We start from the raw sequence: 17,735 nt of genomic DNA, 5'->3' as shown, positions 1-17,735 counted from the left end.
ATCCTCTTGCAGCTACGCTGAGGTAGCTGCAAGAGGGATTTTAGCTTAACCTGATCGGACTTCCGGTCCATTCCGTACCGCTGGCTAGTTTTTCACCTTTCATCACTAAAGAAAGTGGTTCGAGTTTCACATCATCCCCAATTTCGCTGTCATAAAGAATGATAGATCTCGAGCCGATACTACATCTTGCACCTATTTTTACGGAACCTACTTTCATGACGCGATCTTCGAAAAGATGGGTTTGAGGGCCGCAATCTTCATTTAAAGCGGTGTCATCACCGATGCTCACCATGTCGTGTTCTGTGATATCTGTGGTGTTTAACCAGACTCTTTTTCCGAATTTCACACCAAATAAGCTGAGCATTATGGGTAAGAATGGAGTGCCTTTCATGAATTCCAGTAAAAAAGGTACGGCCAGTGCTTCATAAGTAGTTGTGTTTGCCTCACTTCTCCATACTTTATGTGTCCACATTGGGTGCTGTTCTGCTTTAAATTTACCAATGGAAAGCCATTTTAGGACCAGTGTGACTAGTAAAGCCGGGCCGCCCATATAGAACAGGTAATAAAAGGGAACTTTTGGTGCCTCTTTTAAGATTTGCCATAATGTTCTGTCCTTCACTAAATCGTGGCAATACGCAATAAACAAGACGCTACAGCAGATGATGACTGTTTCTGGTAGTATAATTCTTATTCCTTCAATAATATAACGGGCAGTTTTTCTGCCCCAGGTTGGGTTTGTGGTTAATTCAGGTGGGTAATCCCCACTGTTCTGTCTTTTTGGTAGGGCAATAGCCGGTGATCCAAACCAGTCTTTAGCAGCTGACTCCTGGAGTTGATCTGCTGTTGGCGGGGTCGAAAGTACGCCAATCAACATATCGTCTCCCAGCTCATAACCCTGAGGAATCAGGGCGCTGTTGCCTACAAAACTTCTGCTGCCAACTTTGGTATTATCCAGGATTAACTGTTGTCCGCGGATATCTTCTTCACCGAGGGTAACCGCGTCGGCAATAAAGGACTCGTCGCCAATCTCCAATAAGGTATGGGTCACATTACTAGCCGTAGAAATCTCTGTATTTTTACCGATTTTGGCGCCAAGCATCCTGAAAAAGGAAGAGATATAAACGGTTGCATACATCGGATGCAACACAATTAAAGAGGTAGAAATCAATTGATCTGACAACCATTTTCTTACATAAATCCATCCATAGACAGGGTAGGTGCCGGGTTTCATTTTGTATAACAATAACCGGGATAACAAGATGGTTTCCAGCGCATAAATCACCAGATAGACCACCGTAAGCAGGGGGATATGAATGAAGTAATTAAAGTTGTAATCCGGAGCTTGTGTATCCAGGTAGTTTAACATTTCGATTACCGGTAGTAAAGGCAGTAAAATTACGATAGGAAAAAGGATCAGTAAGATGGTATAAAGCAGGCCGAAACACTTTCTTTTGAAACCAGAAACGATCAAAGGTTGAGGAAGTTCTTCCGGACGTTTTTTGTCTACTGGTTCTGCCGGACTGCCTTTCCAGACTTCTCCTTCCCGGATATGCTGACCTGCTTGTAGGTGACTCAGGTCTTGTAATTCGCCCCATTCGTCTATGGTGGTGCCTCCGGAAATAACAGCTCCACTGCCGATATAAGCATGGTCTGCAATTCTAATCTTTCTCAGTTTCAAGAGCCCGTTTTCTACAATTACATTGTTGAGTACTACTCCGGAACTGATGCTGACATCGCTTCCTATTTCCAGCAAATCTTCCATGCCAACGGTAATGGAGCTGATTTGGGAATCCGGGGCCATTTTCATACCCATCAACCTTAGATAAAATGGGTAAAGCGGTGTGCCATTCATAAATTGAAGGGGCACTAAACGCTGGATGGATTTGATCAGCCAATAGCGGAAATAATAGGCTCCCCATAAAGGATAATCACCTTCTTTTGTTTTACCAAGGAGTAGCCATTTCATCACGATGCTCAGGAGAGAAAATGTAGGGGCGATGAGGCAAAACAGAACCAAGGCGGTAATGATGGCCCAAAACGTGTCTCCTTTATCGGTTTCACTTTTAGCCAGTTGGTAATAATAACCCAGGTAGGGCACAAAAATCTGTGCAGCAAAAAGTCCGTAAATGACGAGTAATGAAAAGCCCTGGGCGATACCGCAAATCCAGTAACGCAGGGAAGAAACCTGATGAAAAGGCTCCTTGTCTTTAGGAGCACTTTGTTTCTCTTTTTCTGCAGCAATGGTCCAGGTTTGAATCAGTTTGCTGATTGGGCGGTTGGTATAAATATCCTTTAAGGAAGCTTGTGGAATGTTCGCTTCTTTCCTCAGCCAGGAAGAAAACGAGGCTGCAAGTAAAGAGTGACCACCTAAATCCATGAAAAAGTCATTTTCTGCGCTGAGGGTTCTGCCCGGGAAGAGGTGTTTTAACCCAGCCATAACCCTGGTTTCCAGGTCGTCATCGGGATGCAGCACAATTTCTTCTTCCGGCTTGGCTTCCAGTAAAATCTGTGGTACCGGTAATTCTTTTCTATTGATCTTACCACTTGGAAGACGTGGCATTTTATCCAGGACTACCATCACCAGGGGAACCATATAAGGCGGTAGTACCTTGGCCAGTTGCATCCTTGCCTGGTGTTCATCAAAGGAAACATTTGGTTTGAGGGAAACATAGCCAATCAGTTGATCCTGGTTATTTGCGTCTTTTTTTAAGGCCACCGCTGCTGCGGAGACGGTTTCCAGTTCATTCAGTTTAACTTCAATTTCGCCAAGTTCTATGCGGTAGCCGCGAAGCTTAACCTGGTCGTCCAGGCGGCCTCTGAAATCGATACTGCCATCTTCCTGCATGATTACGGCATCGCCACTCAGGTAAATCCGGTCTCCGGGAAGCTCCTGAAGAGTTTCAGGTTTAGTCAGGAATTTTTTCGCGGTAAGGTCCGGGCGGTTCACATAGCCGTCGCAAACTCCAGGGCCGGAAATAATGAGTTGCCCCTGTTCCCCGAAAGGCAAAATCTCGAATTGCTCATTGACTACGGCAAGGTTATAATTGGGTAGGGGACTGCCAATCGTAATCAGATCACCAGGTCTTAAAGGGATCATGGTGGAGGTAACGGTGGTTTCTGTAGGCCCGTAACTGTTGTAAAATATATTGTAACCTGGTTTACTCCAGCGGTTCAATACCTGACTGGTACAGGCTTCGCCACCAGCATTAATGAGGCGGAGTGTGGGTATATCGTCATCTATTACTGCAAGGAGGCTGGGTACGGCATGAAGAATCGTGATCTTTTGTGCCCTGAAAATATCACTCAGTTCATCAATAGATTTCGCGGTTGTTGCATCGGCTACCCAAATTGTTGCACCTGCAGCAAGACTAATCCAGGTTTCTTCGCACCACATGTCAAATGAAACGGAGAAGCCCTGGTAGACGCGGTCTTCGGGCAGGATTTGGATTACGCTTTGTTCGGAGCGAATCAGGTGGCAAATCTGGCGGTGACTGATCGGAATCCCTTTAGGTTTTCCTGTGCTTCCGGAAGTATATAATACATAGGCACGGTCGTCTGGCTGGGCCTGTATTTGGTAGCTTGAAGCAGGTAGCTGAAAATCCGGACAAGCCGGGATGCGGAATACAGGACAAGATCCTTCATCGAGGGCATCGCTGAAACAGCCGGATGCGCCAACCTCCTGTATCACGGTATGGACACGGTCGGCGGGCATTTCCCGGTCCAGCGGAACATAGGCAGCGCCGGATTTTGCAATCCCTAAAATGGCCACCTGTAATTCCATACTTCTTGGCCACCATAAACCTATGCTCTGACCTCTGCCAACCCCTTTTTCGTTTAGAAAGGCAGCTATGGCATCACTCCAGATGTCTAATTGTTGGTAGGTTAACGATTGCTCATTGAAGATTAGTGCGGTTTTATCTGGATAGGCCGCTACAGTAGCGCGGATAATGTCTCCAATGGTCTCATCTCTAATGAATTCTGGACGTATTTTGCCGGTAACAATGCTTTTTGAATTCATGAGGACGCTGAAATTTAGTTAACCGAAATAACCGAATTTTTTTGATAAAACCATTAAAAACAAAAAAGACATTCATCAAAAGATGAATGCCTTTTTTTTACGTTATGATTTAATCGCTTAGGCGAAATCTAACCAGGAACTACCCGTTGAATAATCATCAATAGCAGCTACTTTATTATCGAATTTAAACGACGCGATTAACGCGGAAACCTCTTGTTTAACCATCGTAATACAGTTATCAACCAGGTCTTTTCTATATCCTTTTTCTTGTAATTCAAGCACGTATCCAACGCAGATTACTCTGGCAATTACTTTACCAAGATCTACCAGTTTACGTTGAGAAAGATTTTCCGATAATTGGAAAGACAATTCTTCTTTAAAATAAGCAACAGGTTGAGCAGTAACCTTAAATTCTGCAAGGAAATCAAAAAGATGGGATTGTTTTTGTTTCTTCATTAAACGGGTCACCATATCTGCGATTTGGTTATACAACATTTCATTTGATCCTTCGAAGATCTGGAACGGACGACTGTCCATGATTCCACGACCACCGATATGGCTGGTTCTGTAACCTTTAGCACCTGAAAGTTGTACCAGTAATTGTGCAGATTCCTGCATTAAATCGGTTACTACAGCTTTCATTGTGTTAGCTTCCAGGCCTTCCATGGCTAAATTATGCTCAATACCACTGATTTGACTACTGTGCGCACACATGGCAGAACAAATGGTATAAGCAGATTGAATTCTGGAAAGTTGGAATTGTACATTGTCGATAGCCAATAAATTACCAGTGCCCACGATGCGGGTACGGCAATGTTGCATCGCTTCATCTAACATTCTTTTGATGAATCCCATGCCCATTCCAGGGAATTGCATGCGACTTCTGTGAAGAATGTCCAACATCATTTTGATACCAGTTGTTTCTGGTTTCAGTCTGTAGTTTTGTGGAACAACAAGGTCAAGTTGGTTTAATCCGTAAGGGATCATGTACAAACCCGGGTTGTCATAAAGTTCTTCTACTACAATTTTTTGTTTTGGTTTAGTGATATCGCAAAGGAAAAAGTCGATGTCTCTTCCTAAATCACCATTCTCATTTTCGTTTCTCGCAGCGATGATCCAGTAATCAGCCATGCCGGTAAGACCTTGCCAATGTTTGGTTCCTTTGATCTGGTAACCTTCCGGAACAGCTTTGCTAGCGGTTTTCATGTTCAGTGCATCGCTGCCATAATCAGGTTCAGTGATCATCAGACCACCCATATTTCCTTTTTCCAGGAAGTTATCAAAGATCTCTTTTTTAACGGAATCATCCGCGTATTTTGAAACAGGCTCTAAGAAAAGCGCGATATTGATTCCAAAAGTTAAAGATAAGGGTAAAGATTCATAAGAAGCAGCGGCTAAAAGTCCAAGGCATTCTTTAACGATGCTTCCACGTCCGCCATATTCAGTAGGAATTGCTACAGAAAGTGGTTTTTGGTCCATAATTCCTTTAAGAATTTCTGGTGGAAGGCCTCTTTCCAGACTCAATTGATCAATGTCTGCCTCCACATGGAATAAGTGTTTTAATGTTTGCTCGAAGTCTCTGATGTAATCAGAAAACTTGATGTCGGTTAATGTCATATATAGAATACAAGTATTTTAAAAAGATCGTTCAGCAAATAAGTGAATATTTATCTAGAACCTTTTTAAATAATAAACAATTTTTGCTGAACATCGAACTCAAAATAATGACAATCCCGCGAAACATAAAATGATCACGGTCACATTGGTTTGATTTACTCCGGATGCGAAGGTCCCTAATCCCTCTTACACAGCTGTTTAATCTAATCTTAGCAGGGTTAAAAACGAAAATTCGTTTCATTGTGCTCAGGATAGTACCGAAATATACGGTTTATGCCTATTTAATAGGTTAAAATTATAAAAAAATAACGGAATAGCATAATAATCGGGACCAGAATCGGTGTAGGTGCTGAAAATTATTTATGTAGTTTGGGGATTTATTATCATAATTTGATTCTAAATGATGTCATTGGATTTTCTCTGTTGAGAATAACTTATCTGTAGTTCGTCTTTTTGTTTTCTTTTATCCGCTGGAGGCTTATAGGCAAAGCGCAGTTTTTTGTAGCTTTATCCAATAATATTTAAAGTATGCTGTATATTTTTGATCCTGAGACAGATTATATCCTGGAAGATGAACATGTTTTGTTACGCCCGCTAAAGATTTCTGATTTTGAACATCTGAAGACTTTTGCGATTAATGAACCTGAATTGTGGACCTGGTCTCTACACAATGCCGGTTCTGAAACTGGAATGAAGCAGTATATTGAAAAGGCATTGCTGGCCAAAGAGCTGGGGACTGCTTATCCCTTTATCGTGTTTGATAAAGTGAAACAGCAGTATGCCGGGGCTACCCGTTTGTATGATATTGACCTGTTCAATAAGTGTCTTTCGCTGGGCCATACCTGGTATGGTAAAGAATTTCAGGGAACAGGATTAAATAAACACTGCAAGTATTTACTGTTTAAATTTGTATTTGAGCAAATGAGAATGGAACGCGTAGAGTTCCGTTTGGATAGTCAAAATGCAAGAAGTATGCACGCTATAAAAGGTCTGGGTTGCACTTTTGAAGGGGTATTACGAAGTAACGGTTATCGCCCGGATGGCAGCAGAAGAGATTCGGCGGTACTGAGCATGCTGAAGCAAGATTGGTTTGAAGGAGGAGAAGAGCTGCTGAAAGCAAAGCTGATTTAAGTTTTCGCTGGTTCCTCTGTCAGCTTAGGGTAAGAAGAATGGTCTTCGTTTTTAAGGAGGTTTTTTGTGCCTATGCCTATCAAATAGAATACGTAAATTGCCAATAATAAAAGATGCTTATCCATAAGTGATGCAAAAAACAGAAAAGTTCGAATTACATTTAGAAGTCGATCCAAATAAACTGGATTCAAATATTAAAAGTTTTGAATACAATGGTAATCATTACCTATATGTATGCCATATTGATAAGTATTCGGATAAAGTAGGTGGGCATCCGGATGATCGTCCTGACCAGGTTAAGTTGCTTGTAAAAAGCTTTTATGGTAAATATCTGAATCTAGATGTTCCCTTAAATGAGCTGAATACAGCCACTTTTAATGATCAATTGATCAAATCTATTGATCAGCATTTGATTTCTATAGAGCCGAGTTACTAAAATACCGTGTTTTCTTGTAGTTAATAGCGTAGTTTTATTCGCATAAAGCTGCTATGGGACAGGTGTGCTCTTACTGATTCCTGAAGGATTCCTGAAGATCTGTAGAAGGGTGGCCGGCGCGTGTTTAAGGGAAATACTCCGGAGAATCCTGAGGAATTCTTCATCAATCCTTCGGCAACCACAACTACTATACGATCTGAATAACATTCTGTCCGCTAATGGGGGCGCAAATATGTGTTTTGGGTTTAATCCGCAAAACCGCATCTTTTTCCTGAATTTTAAAATAGTCAAAAGGAATAGGAGCAAAAAATATAAATTAGAGCCATGAAAATAACGCTCTACATTTTGATTACGCTAATAGCCGTCACGCTGATCAATTTCTGGTATCAGGTCTATGTTCTAGGCAGGTATTACGCCAGTGCCGGTTTATTCTTCACGATTATTGCCGGATTATTTCCGCTGGTCGTCATCTACATTTCTTACTTATTAATCAAACGAATAAAAAACAACTAAATGATGAAAAACTTACTTGCTACCACTTCTGTTGGCCTTATGGCGCTATTCCTTTCTTCCTGCGATCGCGCTCAATCTAATGTACAAACGCTTTATACCAGTAACTGTGGCGTGAGCTGGGAGCTGATCAAAGCCGGAGAAACCGTGCCAAAAGGCGTTGGTATGTGTTCTTATAAAATCACCGTACCCGATTATCCGATGCAAGGGGAAAGTGTATTTAAGAGTGCCTTTAAAAATCGTGTTATGGCGAAAATTGAAGTGACCTATGATTATTCGATAACCGACGCTAAATTATACATTGGCGAAGCTAAGTATCTGGGTAAAATGAATAGCGACAGTGATAGTGAGGTAAATAGTTCAAAAGCGTATGAAACTGCAGAGAACTCTGTGATCGATAAAAGAATCAAAGAAATCGCCAGAGATCTGCTGTTAAATGAAGATATCGTTGATTTTAATCAAAATGAGTTTGAAGCAGAGTTGTTGAAAAATGTAAACAACCTATTGAAAACCAAAGGTGTTAGCTTGAACTTCCTTTCCTTTGTGCCAATTCCTGAAGAACAGACGAGACAGGCTATTGATGTGGTTACGGCAATGAAGATTTACGAATCAAAGGGGCTTACTGAAATTGGAAAAGCGGTATCAGCAGCGAGGGCAGGTGCAACTAAAGTAGAAGTTACGGTTCAAAAAGAGGAGCAGGTAGTAGAAGAGAAATAAAAGCTGTTAAACAAAAAAAAGACGAAGTCTGGAGCAACTTCGCCTTTAATTAAGAGATAAATCTCTTGTACACCCAATAGGATTCGAACCTATGACCTACGGTTTAGAAAACCGTTGCTCTATCCAGCTGAGCTATGGATGCATTTACCTTGTTGGTGCGACAAATGTAGGAGTAATAATGAACATCTACAAATCTAATTTGCATTTTTATCGCTTCTAAGGCGCATTTGCCTGCTTTTAAGCATGATACAATGTTAAAAAAAAACGTAATTTAGTACAATGGAAATCGAGGGGATATAACCCCTTGTTTCCTTTAAAATGAGAATCAAACTGTTGTTCTGTGTGTTAATTTGCTGCACTATAGGTTTTTATACCAATGTTTCAGCTCAGGAGACCAATAAAAACTACGATGAAAAGCTAGCTAAAGAACTGCATGCCGATGAGTATGGAATGAAGACTTATGTGCTTGCTATTTTAAAAACAGGCCCTGAAAAAGGCTTTTCAAAGGCAAAACAAGACAGTGTGTTTACTGGTCACATGCTGAATATCGGCAAATTGGTAACGGATGGTAAGCTGGTTGTGGCTGGTCCACTCGGTAAAAATGATAAAAATTACCGTGGAATTTTCATTCTTGATGTGCCTACCATTGCCGAAGCGGAGCAATTAGTGGGCACAGATCCTGCAATAAAATCCAGATTACTGGATGTTGAACTATTTATATGGTACGGTTCAGCCGCTTTAAAAGAAACGCTGAAAATCCATAGTAAAATAGAGAAGCGTAGTCATTAAATGGCGATACGCTTCTGCGGATGTAATTCGGTATGCGCCAGAATCAGGTGCATAATGTAGTCATTGGAAGGGTAGGGTTGCATGGCTGATTTCAGCATTCCGGGGTCTTTAATATCAGAATACTGAGAAATATAACCCATACCGTATAATTTTCCCTGCTCCACAAGGATGCAACTTTGTTCCTCTTCTGTTCTGCCGGCATCTAAAATGGCAAAGCTCGGCAGCATCGTTTTCAACTGCTCTATCGCATATTTTACCCGCACATTATAGGCAGGAGCAGATTCTTTCCCCAAACAGGCACCACTGCAATTTCCTTCTTCATGCCCTGTACAAGCCAGTCTTTTACTTTGGATATAGCAAAGCTTTTCGCATAGAAAATGATCTTTGATCAGGATCTTTAAGACCTGATGACCTTCCAGAATGGTATTGAAACTATATAAAACCGGCATGTTTTTCTTGAAAGTATCCAGCCCCAATCTGAGGTAGCCCTTTTGATCTTCAAAAGCATAAAGCGCATATTTTTGCTCGTAGCGCTTTAAAGAGCGATTGTTTTCCGGCCATAGTCTTTTGATTTCCGTGGCTTCCAGGATAAAAGCCATCAATTCTGTGCCGCAAACTTCAAAATCTACCGTATAAATATCTTTCAGGAAATCCTGACGCTGTTTTCCGGTATTATTTCCTGTAAAATGAGAACAAACTCTTTTCTTCAGATTCTTCGCCTTACCGACATAAATTACTTTTCCTTTCTGGTCTTTAAAATAATACACTCCCGGACATAGCGGAAGCTGGTCTATCTGAGATTTTGGAAGGTTAGGAGGGAGTGCCTGTTCTTTTGAACCCAGCTTAAGCGAAGCAGGGATAATTCCTTCCGAATCACTTTGCAGTAAAAGACTCAACAACACTGCGGTTGCAGCAGCATCGCCACCGGCCCTGTGGCGGTTATTTAAAGAAATCTTTAAGGCGGCGCATAACTTTCCAAGGCTATAAGAAGCATGCCCCGGCAATATTTTACGACTCAATCTGACCGTACATAACTTTTTACAAACCAGATCGTAACCAGCCAGACTGAGGTTGTGCTTGATAAAAGAAAAGTCGAAATTCACATTGTGAGCCACAAAAATCTTATCCTGTAACAGGTTATAAATAACCTCAGCCACCTCATGAAACATGGGTGCTTTTTCCACCATATCATTGCTGATGCCTGTTAAAGCCTCAATATAATCGGGTATATATTGTCCTGGATTGATCAGTGTTTCATATGAATCCACCACAGAAAGACCGTCATGCACCAGAATTGAAATCTCAGTAATCCCATTTCCTGAAGCATGACCGCCAGTGGTTTCTATATCTACAACAGCGTACAGCATAGTTTCTTAAAAAGAGTGATTTTAATTTGTAAATATGCTAATTAATTTAGTATATTATTAAATAATTCTAATAAATGACTCGATTATAAGAAATTACCCTGCTAAACTTTCGTTTCGATTTTGATCGGATTACTAAGAATCTTATGAATCGGACATTTATCTGCAATCTGCATCAGCCTATCCTGGTCTTGAGAAGACAAATCGCCGGTAAAAGTTAGTTTTCTGGTGATGGTGGTTTCCTTACTCATTTCTTCTTCATTGCAAATGGCGAGTTCCACTTTGATCGTTTCCAGATTCATCTTTTTTCTATCCGCGTACATCCTGATGGTGATGGCGGTGCAACTGCCTAAACTGGCTAATAATAAAGCGCCCGGTGCCATACCTTCATCTGTTCCTCCCACTTCTTCCGGCTCATCGGCATAGATAAAATGGCCATCTGAATATATTTTTGTTTTGTAATGTGACTGATCTAATTCGGTAATTGCAGTGATTTTTCTTGCTGACATAAGGGGTTAAATAAGGGATTAATAGCGTGTATATAAATATTGCAACAACTCAATGTTTAAATCGTTTGACATTTTACCAAAAAATGCACGATAGAACTGCTGTTGTTTTTACAATATAGTATCAATTTCTTAAGATTAGTTAAACATTTCAAACCTACATTTGTTATAACTGACCTAACTCCTATAACTATGCTCGGCACTTATCTCAACTTTCAGTTTGATATTCATGGCAAGCCTGTGAACGGTTTTTGCATGCAGATTCAAGACGATTTTCATGAAACTTATGCAGTAGTCTTAGATGGCTACCATTCTTTCTGCGTATGGCTGGATTCTACCAGTACCTGGAGGTCATCCAGGCATACCAGCGTAGAACCAAGGATTCTGGAGCAAATTATTAACCGCTTATCAATCAGCAAACTGCGTTAATCCATTACGCAGTTCTATTTTCTGTTCGTCATTCTGTGATACTTTCGTGTCAATTCCTTTAATGCATTACAAATTATTGATTTTCTTGTCATTTTTTTAGTATTTTCCTGTACCAAACCTAAAATACTAACCACATGAACAGAAGATTTACCCTCATTTGTTCCTGTTTCATTTTATTCGCTTTCAGTGGTTTTGCCCAACAAATTTTGAAGGGAAAGATCAGCGATGCCAGTAATGGAACAGGGATTCCAGGCGCCAGTGTGCTTGTAAAAGGCAGTAGTGTTGGCACCTCCTCGCAACCGGATGGCAGTTACAGCCTCAGTTTACCGCCCAATGCCACAACCCTCATCGTAAAATACCTGGGTTATCTAACGCAGGAAGTCCCCATCAATAACCGAACTACCATTAATGTTGCCCTGGTCCAGGATGCGCAATCACTTGGAGAAGTGGTGGTCACCGCCCTCGGAATTAAGCGTAATGAAAAATCTCTTGGTTATGCCACGCAAAGCTTAAAAGGTGAAAACCTGACCATGACCAAGGAGCAAAATGTGCTCGGCTCACTTTCTGGTAAAATTGCTGGTGTACAGGTTGTTGGTTCTTCCGGCGCAAGTATGGGCGGTACGCAAAAGATTAAAATCAGAGGGGTCAATTCCTTGAATGGCGACGGTGCACCGCTGATTGTAGTAGATGGTACACCTATTTCTGACGCCAATTTTAGCACCGGTTCCGGAAACGGAGTGGATCTCGGTAACATCTCACAGGACATCAATCCCGAAGATATTGAGTCGCTAAACGTGTTAAAAGGACCTGCTGCTTCTGCATTATATGGTATCCGCGGACAAAACGGGGTCATTATGATCACCACTAAAAAAGGAAAGAAAGGCCCTAAATCTGTTGAAGTCCGCTTCAATTCGGGTGTCTCCATAGAGAAAGTCAGCAATTTTGCACCCTTGCAAAATATTTATGGTGTAGGGAACAATCAAACTTTCCTCACCCTGGCCAATGGCGAGAAATACGTAAACGGAAATGACGAAAGCTGGGGCCCAAAAATGGATGGAACGCCAGTCAGGATGTTCTATAGTTTTTACCCTCAGGACCCGGATTTCGGAAAAGCATCGCCTTTTGTACCTCAGCCGGACAATATCAAAGACTTTTATGAAACCGGATTAAACATCAACAACAGTTTGTCAGTTTCCGGAGGAAATGAAAACTCTTCCTTCCGTTTAAGTTACAACAACGCATATATCAATGGAACTATCCCAAATACATGGTTGAAACGCAATAATCTGAGCTTGAGTTCAGACCTGAAGTTAACCGACAAATTAACGGTAGGAGTGAATGGGAATTATGCCAATAACAACGGTTTACGTCCTGTACAAGGCTACCAAGGTTCCTTTACAGGTGCAACACAGTGGTTCCAAAGGAACATCGACCTGAACAGATTGCGCAAATACAGTTATCCAGACGGTACAATCCTGAACTGGAATGTGAATCCAAACACTGTTACCGGAATGATCACCGGAGATAACAATAAGCCCAGCGATTGGAATAATCCCTTTTTTGATGCTTATAAAAGCTTAAATAACGATAATCGTGACCGTCTTTTTGGTGATGTAAACCTTAACTATCAGGTCTTGCCGGAGTTAAAATTAAGTGCTTTCGCCCGCACCGACCGCTACATTCAGAATATTACCCATAAAGAGGCCCTTGGAGGTCGTTTAGATCCGGGATATTCGGTAGGAAAATACCAGGGTATTGATAATAACTATGAGTTTCTGGCGCAATACAACAAGCAATTTGGCGATTTTTCCCTCAACGGGAATTTTGGCGCCAACCTCTACACGGAGAAATTTACTTCTACTTTCCAGGCTACGGTAGGCGGATTATCCAGTCCTGATTATTACAATATCGCAGGTTCTGTAGACCGCCCGGATAGCAGATCATATGAAAGAAGAAAAGAGATCAGAAGTGCTTATGCGATGGCTTCAGTTGGCTATAAAGACACCTATTTCCTGGATGCCTCGATTAGAAATGACAACTCTTCGGCCTTGCCACAAAACAACAATTCTTACTGGTATCCATCGGTTTCCGGAAGTTTTGTGTTTTCTGAGCTGACTAAATGGGAACCGCTTTCCTTCGGTAAATTAAGAGCGAGTTATGCAGTTGCCGGATCAGACTTAAAACCTTATCAAATCCAGTATACCTACTCGCCAGGTAGTGTTTATAAAAATACAACCACCAATATCAACACGCTTTTTGTGCCGGATAAATTGAATAACCCGGATGTAAAACCTGCCTTTGCACATTCTTTTGAAATCGGTACTGACCTGAAATTTCTAAAGAACAGACTGGGACTGGAGTTCACGTATTACAATCAAAAGAACAAAAATCAGATCATTGATTTATCGGTTTCCGGAGCCAGCGGTAATACCAGCTATGTGATTAATGCAGGGATGATTCAGAATAAAGGAATTGAGTTTTCCCTAACTGGCACACCAGTTCAATCGAAGTTATTTAGCTGGGATGCGACACTTAATTTCAACAGAAATAAAAGTATTATCAGGGAGCTTTATAAAGATTTAACCGTCTATCAGTTAGATGTAAACACGTATTCCAGTGTTAATATTTACCTGAATGCGACGCTAAATAAAAGCTTCGGAAGTTTAGTCGGACAAGCTTATCAACGCGATCCACAAAGTGGAAAAGTGCTATTGGGTAGCGATAATATGCCCCTCATGGAAACCAATCATGACTTCGGTAGCGTGTTGCCCGAATTTACCGGAGGCTTCCTGAATCATTTTAAAATTGGCAAGTTTGACCTGTCTGCGATGATCGATTTTCAGAGCGGCGGACAGTTCTTTAGCTGGTCGAGAATGCTTTCCGTTAAGTCGGGACAAGCGGCAGAAACAGCGGCTATGAATGATAGAGGCTCCAATGTACGTGATCCACTGGCTAGTGGAGGGGGTGTAAAACTCAACGGAGTCTATGCACCGGGAACCATAGTTGCCGGTCAGAATGTTGGCGGACAAGAATTTAACGGTTATGTAGATGCCCGGACTTATTTCAGAACTAATCTTGGAACTAAGATTTATGAAGAATGGCTTTACGATGCTTCTTACATCAAATTAAGAGAGGTTAGTCTGGGTTATAATTTTTCAGGTGATCTACTGATAAAAACGCCTTTTAAATCGGCTAAGGTGTCGATCATGGCTAGAAATCCAGTCATGATCTGGCAAAAAGCCCCTAAAGGGTTAGATCCTTCGGAACTGTCTACCGGAAGCGCTTCCATCAGCTGGCTCGAAAAAGGGGAGTTGCAAACCGTAAGATCTTATGGCATTAACCTGAACCTCACATTTTAACCTTCGCAAAATGAAACAAATAAATAAACCCATATACCTGATCTTTTTGCTCGCCGCACTCACCAGCAGCTGCAACAAATTTGATGATGCCATCAACACCGATCCGAATAATCCGGTGAAGGCTTCGGCCACACAATTGATTGCCAATTCGCAAGTAAGTTTGCCGGATATTGCGACAACTTTTGATAAATCCGCTTCCATTTATGGCGAGCATTATCCCCAATATCTTTCCAATACTTCCTTCACAGACAACAGCCGTTACAATACGATCAACTTTAGCTTTTACCCGATCTATGCCGGTCCGCTGATGAACCTGGAAAAGGCGATAGAAGTGGCAAATGACCCGAATGAGGGGCCTATTGTGAACCAGATTGCGGTCGCCAAAATCTTGAAAGCGTATTTCTTGTGGCACGTTACCGACCGTTGGGGAGCCATTCCTTTCAGTCAGGCCCTAAAAGCGGCGGGGAATTTTACGCCTGCTTATGATTCGCAACAGGCCGTTTACGACGGGCTTTTTAAACTATTAGATGAAGCGAATGCTGCCTTTGTACCTGGTGCCATTAAAAACGATATCATTTATAACGGCGATGTAAGCAAGTGGAAAAAGCTGGGTAATACCATCCATTTGCTCATGGCCTTAAGGCTTTCCAAAGTCGATGCAACTAAAGGTGCCGCAGAATTTCAGAAGGCACTGACCAATGGCATCATGGAAAAAAACATCGATAACCTGATTTACAATCACCTGGCGGATAAGGTAAATGAAAATTATTGGAATACCTCTTTTACCAGATTAAACAGGAAATGGTTTGCGGTAAGTAAGCCAATAGTAGATTATATGCTGCCTTTAAATGACCCGAGACTGCCGGTTTTTGCGGATAAAAACGTTGCCGGTAATTACGTTGGTTTGGATTATGGCTTGCCGGGTTCAGTAACCGTGGTGATCAATAACTATTCATTATTGGGCACTGCACTTCGTCAGCAGAATTCTCCGGTTTACCTCGTTACTTATGCTCAGGCTTTGTTTGCTAAAGCGGAAGCAGCAAAACTAGGTTGGATCGCCGGCGGAGATGGAGTTGCGAAAACTAATTATGACCTGGCCATTGAGCAATCTGTTTTGCAGTGGAATAATAATAATGCGACAGGTTTAACGGATTTTATGGCAAAAGCACCGGTTATTTATCAACCGGCTACTGCCTTACGTCAGATTGCGGAACAGCGCTGGGTACATCTTTTTCTGCATGGCTATGAAGGCTGGGCAGAATGGAGAAGAACAGGATTTCCTTTGTTAAGTCCTGCGCCAAACAATAACAACACGCCAATTCCAAGAAGGGAAGGGTATCCAACACAAGAAATCACCAATAACGGGACAAATTATAGTGCTGCAGTTGCTGCATTCCCTTATGGTGGCGCGGATAACCTGAATTCAAGAGTATGGTGGGATAAGCCTTAATTGAACAAGCATAAAAAAGGGTTCTAAAACTATATTTTAGAACCCTTTTTTATGATAAAACAACTACGCGGTATTACCCAAAAAACAGGTAACATAAGCCGATAGCAGTACATACACCCACTAAATCTGCCAGTAACATCGCGCCAATTGCATAACGCGTATTAGTTACGTTTACCGCGCCAAAATAAACCGCGATCACGTAAAACGTAGTATCTGAAGAGCCTTGTAAAATACTCGATAATCTACCTGCAAAGGAGTCCGGACCATGAGTATTCATGGTATCAATCATCATCCCTCTGGCACCACTACCGCTTAAAGGCCTGATTAAGGCTGTTGGAATCCCGTCAATAAACCTGGAATCCAAGCCTATTGCCGTACAAACGTGCTTTATTCCATTGATCACAATGTCGAAAGTACCACTGGTACGAAGTAAGCTGATGGCCACTAACATACCCACCAGGTAAGGAATAATGCGTATTGCGGTATCAAAACCGCCTTTGGCACCCTCTACAAACGCATCATAGACGTTGATGTTTTTATACAATCCACCTAAAACAATCAGCAGGAAAATCAATAGCAATAAGCCGTTGCTTAAAATTCCGGAGAACTGTTGCAGGCCGGCAGTACTCAGACTGGTCAGGTAAAGCACTAATAAACCGATGATTGAAGAAAGTCCTAATACCCAGGCCAGAATAACCGGCTGAAAAACATTGATTTTTTGCTTAAAAGAAACGATAAACATGGCCGCCATGGTGGCTACAAATGTAGCAATCATGCAAGGGATAAATATATCTGTTGGATTTGCTGAATTTAAAGAAGCGCGCACGGCGATGATGCTGACCGGAATCATGGTTAATCCCGAAGCATGTAAGCAAAGAAACATGATCTGTGCGTTGGAAGCCGTGTCTTTATTTGGATTTAACTCCTGCAAACTTTCCATGGTTTTCAATCCGAAAGGGGTGGCTGCATTGTCTAAGCCTAATAAATTGGCTGAAAAGTTCATCACCATGTGGCCCGTTGCCGGATGACCTTTTGGTACATCAGGGAAAAGTTTAGAGAAGAAAGGACTGATGATTCTGGATAGTAAACGGATACCTCCGGCTTTTTCAGCAATAGTCATAAAGCCCATAAACAAGGCCATAATTCCGATCAGCTTTAAGCAAATATTGACTGCGGTCCAGCAGGTTTCAATAATCCCGTCTACCTTTAACACGTTACCCGGATCACTGGCTTTTCCAATGATCATGAGGTTGAAAATTTCCGTTTCTCCGAAAAAGAAACACTTAATACTGGCTACTGCAATCGCAATGATGATGAATGCAGACCAGATCCTACTTAGGGCCATTAAAACAAAATTAGTTGAACGGTTAAATTTATAGTTTTGATTCTAATAATCAGGTGTTCAAAGG

Annotated in this window: 13 protein-coding genes and 1 tRNA gene; 8 read left to right on the top strand and 6 right to left on the bottom strand. The window is 41.7% G+C overall.

Annotated elements, in window-relative coordinates:
* Nucleotides 1-40: 40 nt before the first annotated feature.
* Nucleotides 41-4,018, bottom strand: coding sequence for a Pls/PosA family non-ribosomal peptide synthetase (locus tag R2Q66_RS17375; protein WP_316751329.1), 3,978 nt, complete (start codon nucleotides 4,016-4,018; stop codon nucleotides 41-43).
* 117 nt (nucleotides 4,019-4,135) lie between these two features.
* Nucleotides 4,136-5,635 carry an acyl-CoA dehydrogenase gene (locus R2Q66_RS17370; RefSeq protein ID WP_316751327.1) on the bottom strand — a complete coding sequence of 500 codons (1,500 nt, stop codon included), beginning with the start codon at nucleotides 5,633-5,635 and terminating at the stop codon, nucleotides 4,136-4,138.
* Between the two features lie 528 nt (nucleotides 5,636-6,163).
* Between R2Q66_RS17370 and R2Q66_RS17365 the strand changes: the two genes are divergently transcribed.
* From R2Q66_RS17365 to R2Q66_RS17350, 4 genes are all read left to right on the top strand, one after another.
* Nucleotides 6,164-6,766, top strand: coding sequence for a GNAT family protein (locus tag R2Q66_RS17365; protein ID WP_316751324.1), 603 nt, complete (start codon nucleotides 6,164-6,166; stop codon nucleotides 6,764-6,766).
* A 130-nt stretch (nucleotides 6,767-6,896) separates the two neighbouring features.
* The gene (locus R2Q66_RS17360; protein WP_316751322.1) at nucleotides 6,897-7,202 is read left to right on the top strand and encodes a hypothetical protein; all 306 of its coding nucleotides are present in this window, start codon (nucleotides 6,897-6,899) and stop codon (nucleotides 7,200-7,202) included.
* Nucleotides 7,203-7,526: 324 nt separating this feature from the next.
* Nucleotides 7,527-7,715: a hypothetical protein gene (locus R2Q66_RS17355; RefSeq protein WP_316751319.1), complete on the top strand. Its 189-nt coding sequence runs from the start codon at nucleotides 7,527-7,529 to the stop codon at nucleotides 7,713-7,715.
* Nucleotides 7,716-8,429 carry an SPFH domain-containing protein gene (locus R2Q66_RS17350; RefSeq protein WP_316751317.1) on the top strand — a complete coding sequence of 238 codons (714 nt, stop codon included), beginning with the start codon at nucleotides 7,716-7,718 and terminating at the stop codon, nucleotides 8,427-8,429. It begins immediately after the preceding gene.
* 68 nt (nucleotides 8,430-8,497) lie between these two features.
* On the opposite strand, the gene R2Q66_RS17345 is transcribed toward R2Q66_RS17350, so the two are convergent.
* A tRNA-Arg gene (locus tag R2Q66_RS17345) sits at nucleotides 8,498-8,571 on the bottom strand.
* 176 nt (nucleotides 8,572-8,747) lie between these two features.
* Here R2Q66_RS17345 and R2Q66_RS17340 point away from each other — a divergent pair.
* Nucleotides 8,748-9,218 carry a hypothetical protein gene (locus R2Q66_RS17340; protein WP_316751315.1) on the top strand — a complete coding sequence of 157 codons (471 nt, stop codon included), beginning with the start codon at nucleotides 8,748-8,750 and terminating at the stop codon, nucleotides 9,216-9,218.
* Here R2Q66_RS17340 and R2Q66_RS17335 read toward each other — a convergent pair.
* Both R2Q66_RS17335 and R2Q66_RS17330 read right to left on the bottom strand, forming a co-directional pair.
* Nucleotides 9,215-10,585 carry an exonuclease domain-containing protein gene (locus tag R2Q66_RS17335; RefSeq protein ID WP_316751313.1) on the bottom strand — a complete coding sequence of 457 codons (1,371 nt, stop codon included), beginning with the start codon at nucleotides 10,583-10,585 and terminating at the stop codon, nucleotides 9,215-9,217. The genes R2Q66_RS17340 and R2Q66_RS17335 overlap by 4 nt on opposite strands.
* Before the next feature lie 101 nt (nucleotides 10,586-10,686).
* Complete coding sequence (locus tag R2Q66_RS17330; RefSeq protein WP_316751311.1) at nucleotides 10,687-11,091, bottom strand: OsmC family protein; 405 nt, start codon at nucleotides 11,089-11,091, stop codon at nucleotides 10,687-10,689.
* A 189-nt stretch (nucleotides 11,092-11,280) separates the two neighbouring features.
* On the opposite strand from R2Q66_RS17330, the gene R2Q66_RS17325 reads away from it, so the two are divergent.
* From R2Q66_RS17325 to R2Q66_RS17315, 3 genes are all read left to right on the top strand, one after another.
* Nucleotides 11,281-11,517, top strand: a complete 237-nt coding sequence (locus R2Q66_RS17325; RefSeq protein WP_316751309.1) for a hypothetical protein — start codon at nucleotides 11,281-11,283, stop codon at nucleotides 11,515-11,517.
* A 134-nt stretch (nucleotides 11,518-11,651) separates the two neighbouring features.
* On the top strand, nucleotides 11,652-14,876 hold the full coding sequence (locus tag R2Q66_RS17320) for a SusC/RagA family TonB-linked outer membrane protein (RefSeq protein WP_316751307.1): 3,225 nt from the start codon (nucleotides 11,652-11,654) through the stop codon (nucleotides 14,874-14,876).
* Nucleotides 14,877-14,886: 10 nt separating this feature from the next.
* The gene (locus tag R2Q66_RS17315) at nucleotides 14,887-16,326 is read left to right on the top strand and encodes a SusD/RagB family nutrient-binding outer membrane lipoprotein (RefSeq protein ID WP_316751304.1); all 1,440 of its coding nucleotides are present in this window, start codon (nucleotides 14,887-14,889) and stop codon (nucleotides 16,324-16,326) included.
* Nucleotides 16,327-16,399: 73 nt separating this feature from the next.
* Here R2Q66_RS17315 and R2Q66_RS17310 read toward each other — a convergent pair whose 3' ends face one another.
* A complete protein-coding gene (locus R2Q66_RS17310) occupies nucleotides 16,400-17,671 on the bottom strand; it encodes a nucleoside recognition domain-containing protein (RefSeq protein ID WP_316751301.1) in 1,272 nt (423 codons plus the stop codon).
* Nucleotides 17,672-17,735 lie beyond the last annotated feature (64 nt).

The organism is Pedobacter gandavensis, from assembly GCF_032677645.1.
GTDB classification, from domain to species: Bacteria; Bacteroidota; Bacteroidia; order Sphingobacteriales; family Sphingobacteriaceae; genus Pedobacter; species Pedobacter gandavensis_A.
Note: the sequence above shows the minus strand (reverse complement) of the source record. Positions and strands in the feature narration are given on the sequence as shown.

Excerpts from the sequence above, each read along its gene's own strand:
- R2Q66_RS17355 (WP_316751319.1), top strand. The coding sequence starts at position 7,527 with ATGAAAATAACGCTCTACATTTTGATTACGCTAATAGCCGTCACGCTG.
- R2Q66_RS17310 (WP_316751301.1), bottom strand. The coding sequence starts at position 17,671 with ATGGCCCTAAGTAGGATCTGGTCTGCATTCATCATCATTGCGATTGCA.
- R2Q66_RS17335 (WP_316751313.1), bottom strand. The coding sequence starts at position 10,585 with ATGCTGTACGCTGTTGTAGATATAGAAACCACTGGCGGTCATGCTTCA.
- R2Q66_RS17340 (WP_316751315.1), top strand. The coding sequence starts at position 8,748 with ATGAGAATCAAACTGTTGTTCTGTGTGTTAATTTGCTGCACTATAGGT.
- R2Q66_RS17365 (WP_316751324.1), top strand. The coding sequence starts at position 6,164 with ATGCTGTATATTTTTGATCCTGAGACAGATTATATCCTGGAAGATGAA.
- R2Q66_RS17330 (WP_316751311.1), bottom strand. The coding sequence starts at position 11,091 with ATGTCAGCAAGAAAAATCACTGCAATTACCGAATTAGATCAGTCACAT.
- R2Q66_RS17375 (WP_316751329.1), bottom strand. The coding sequence starts at position 4,018 with ATGAATTCAAAAAGCATTGTTACCGGCAAAATACGTCCAGAATTCATT.
- R2Q66_RS17315 (WP_316751304.1), top strand. The coding sequence starts at position 14,887 with ATGAAACAAATAAATAAACCCATATACCTGATCTTTTTGCTCGCCGCA.
- R2Q66_RS17360 (WP_316751322.1), top strand. The coding sequence starts at position 6,897 with ATGCAAAAAACAGAAAAGTTCGAATTACATTTAGAAGTCGATCCAAAT.
- R2Q66_RS17320 (WP_316751307.1), top strand. The coding sequence starts at position 11,652 with ATGAACAGAAGATTTACCCTCATTTGTTCCTGTTTCATTTTATTCGCT.
- R2Q66_RS17350 (WP_316751317.1), top strand. The coding sequence starts at position 7,716 with ATGATGAAAAACTTACTTGCTACCACTTCTGTTGGCCTTATGGCGCTA.
- R2Q66_RS17325 (WP_316751309.1), top strand. The coding sequence starts at position 11,281 with ATGCTCGGCACTTATCTCAACTTTCAGTTTGATATTCATGGCAAGCCT.
- R2Q66_RS17370 (WP_316751327.1), bottom strand. The coding sequence starts at position 5,635 with ATGACATTAACCGACATCAAGTTTTCTGATTACATCAGAGACTTCGAG.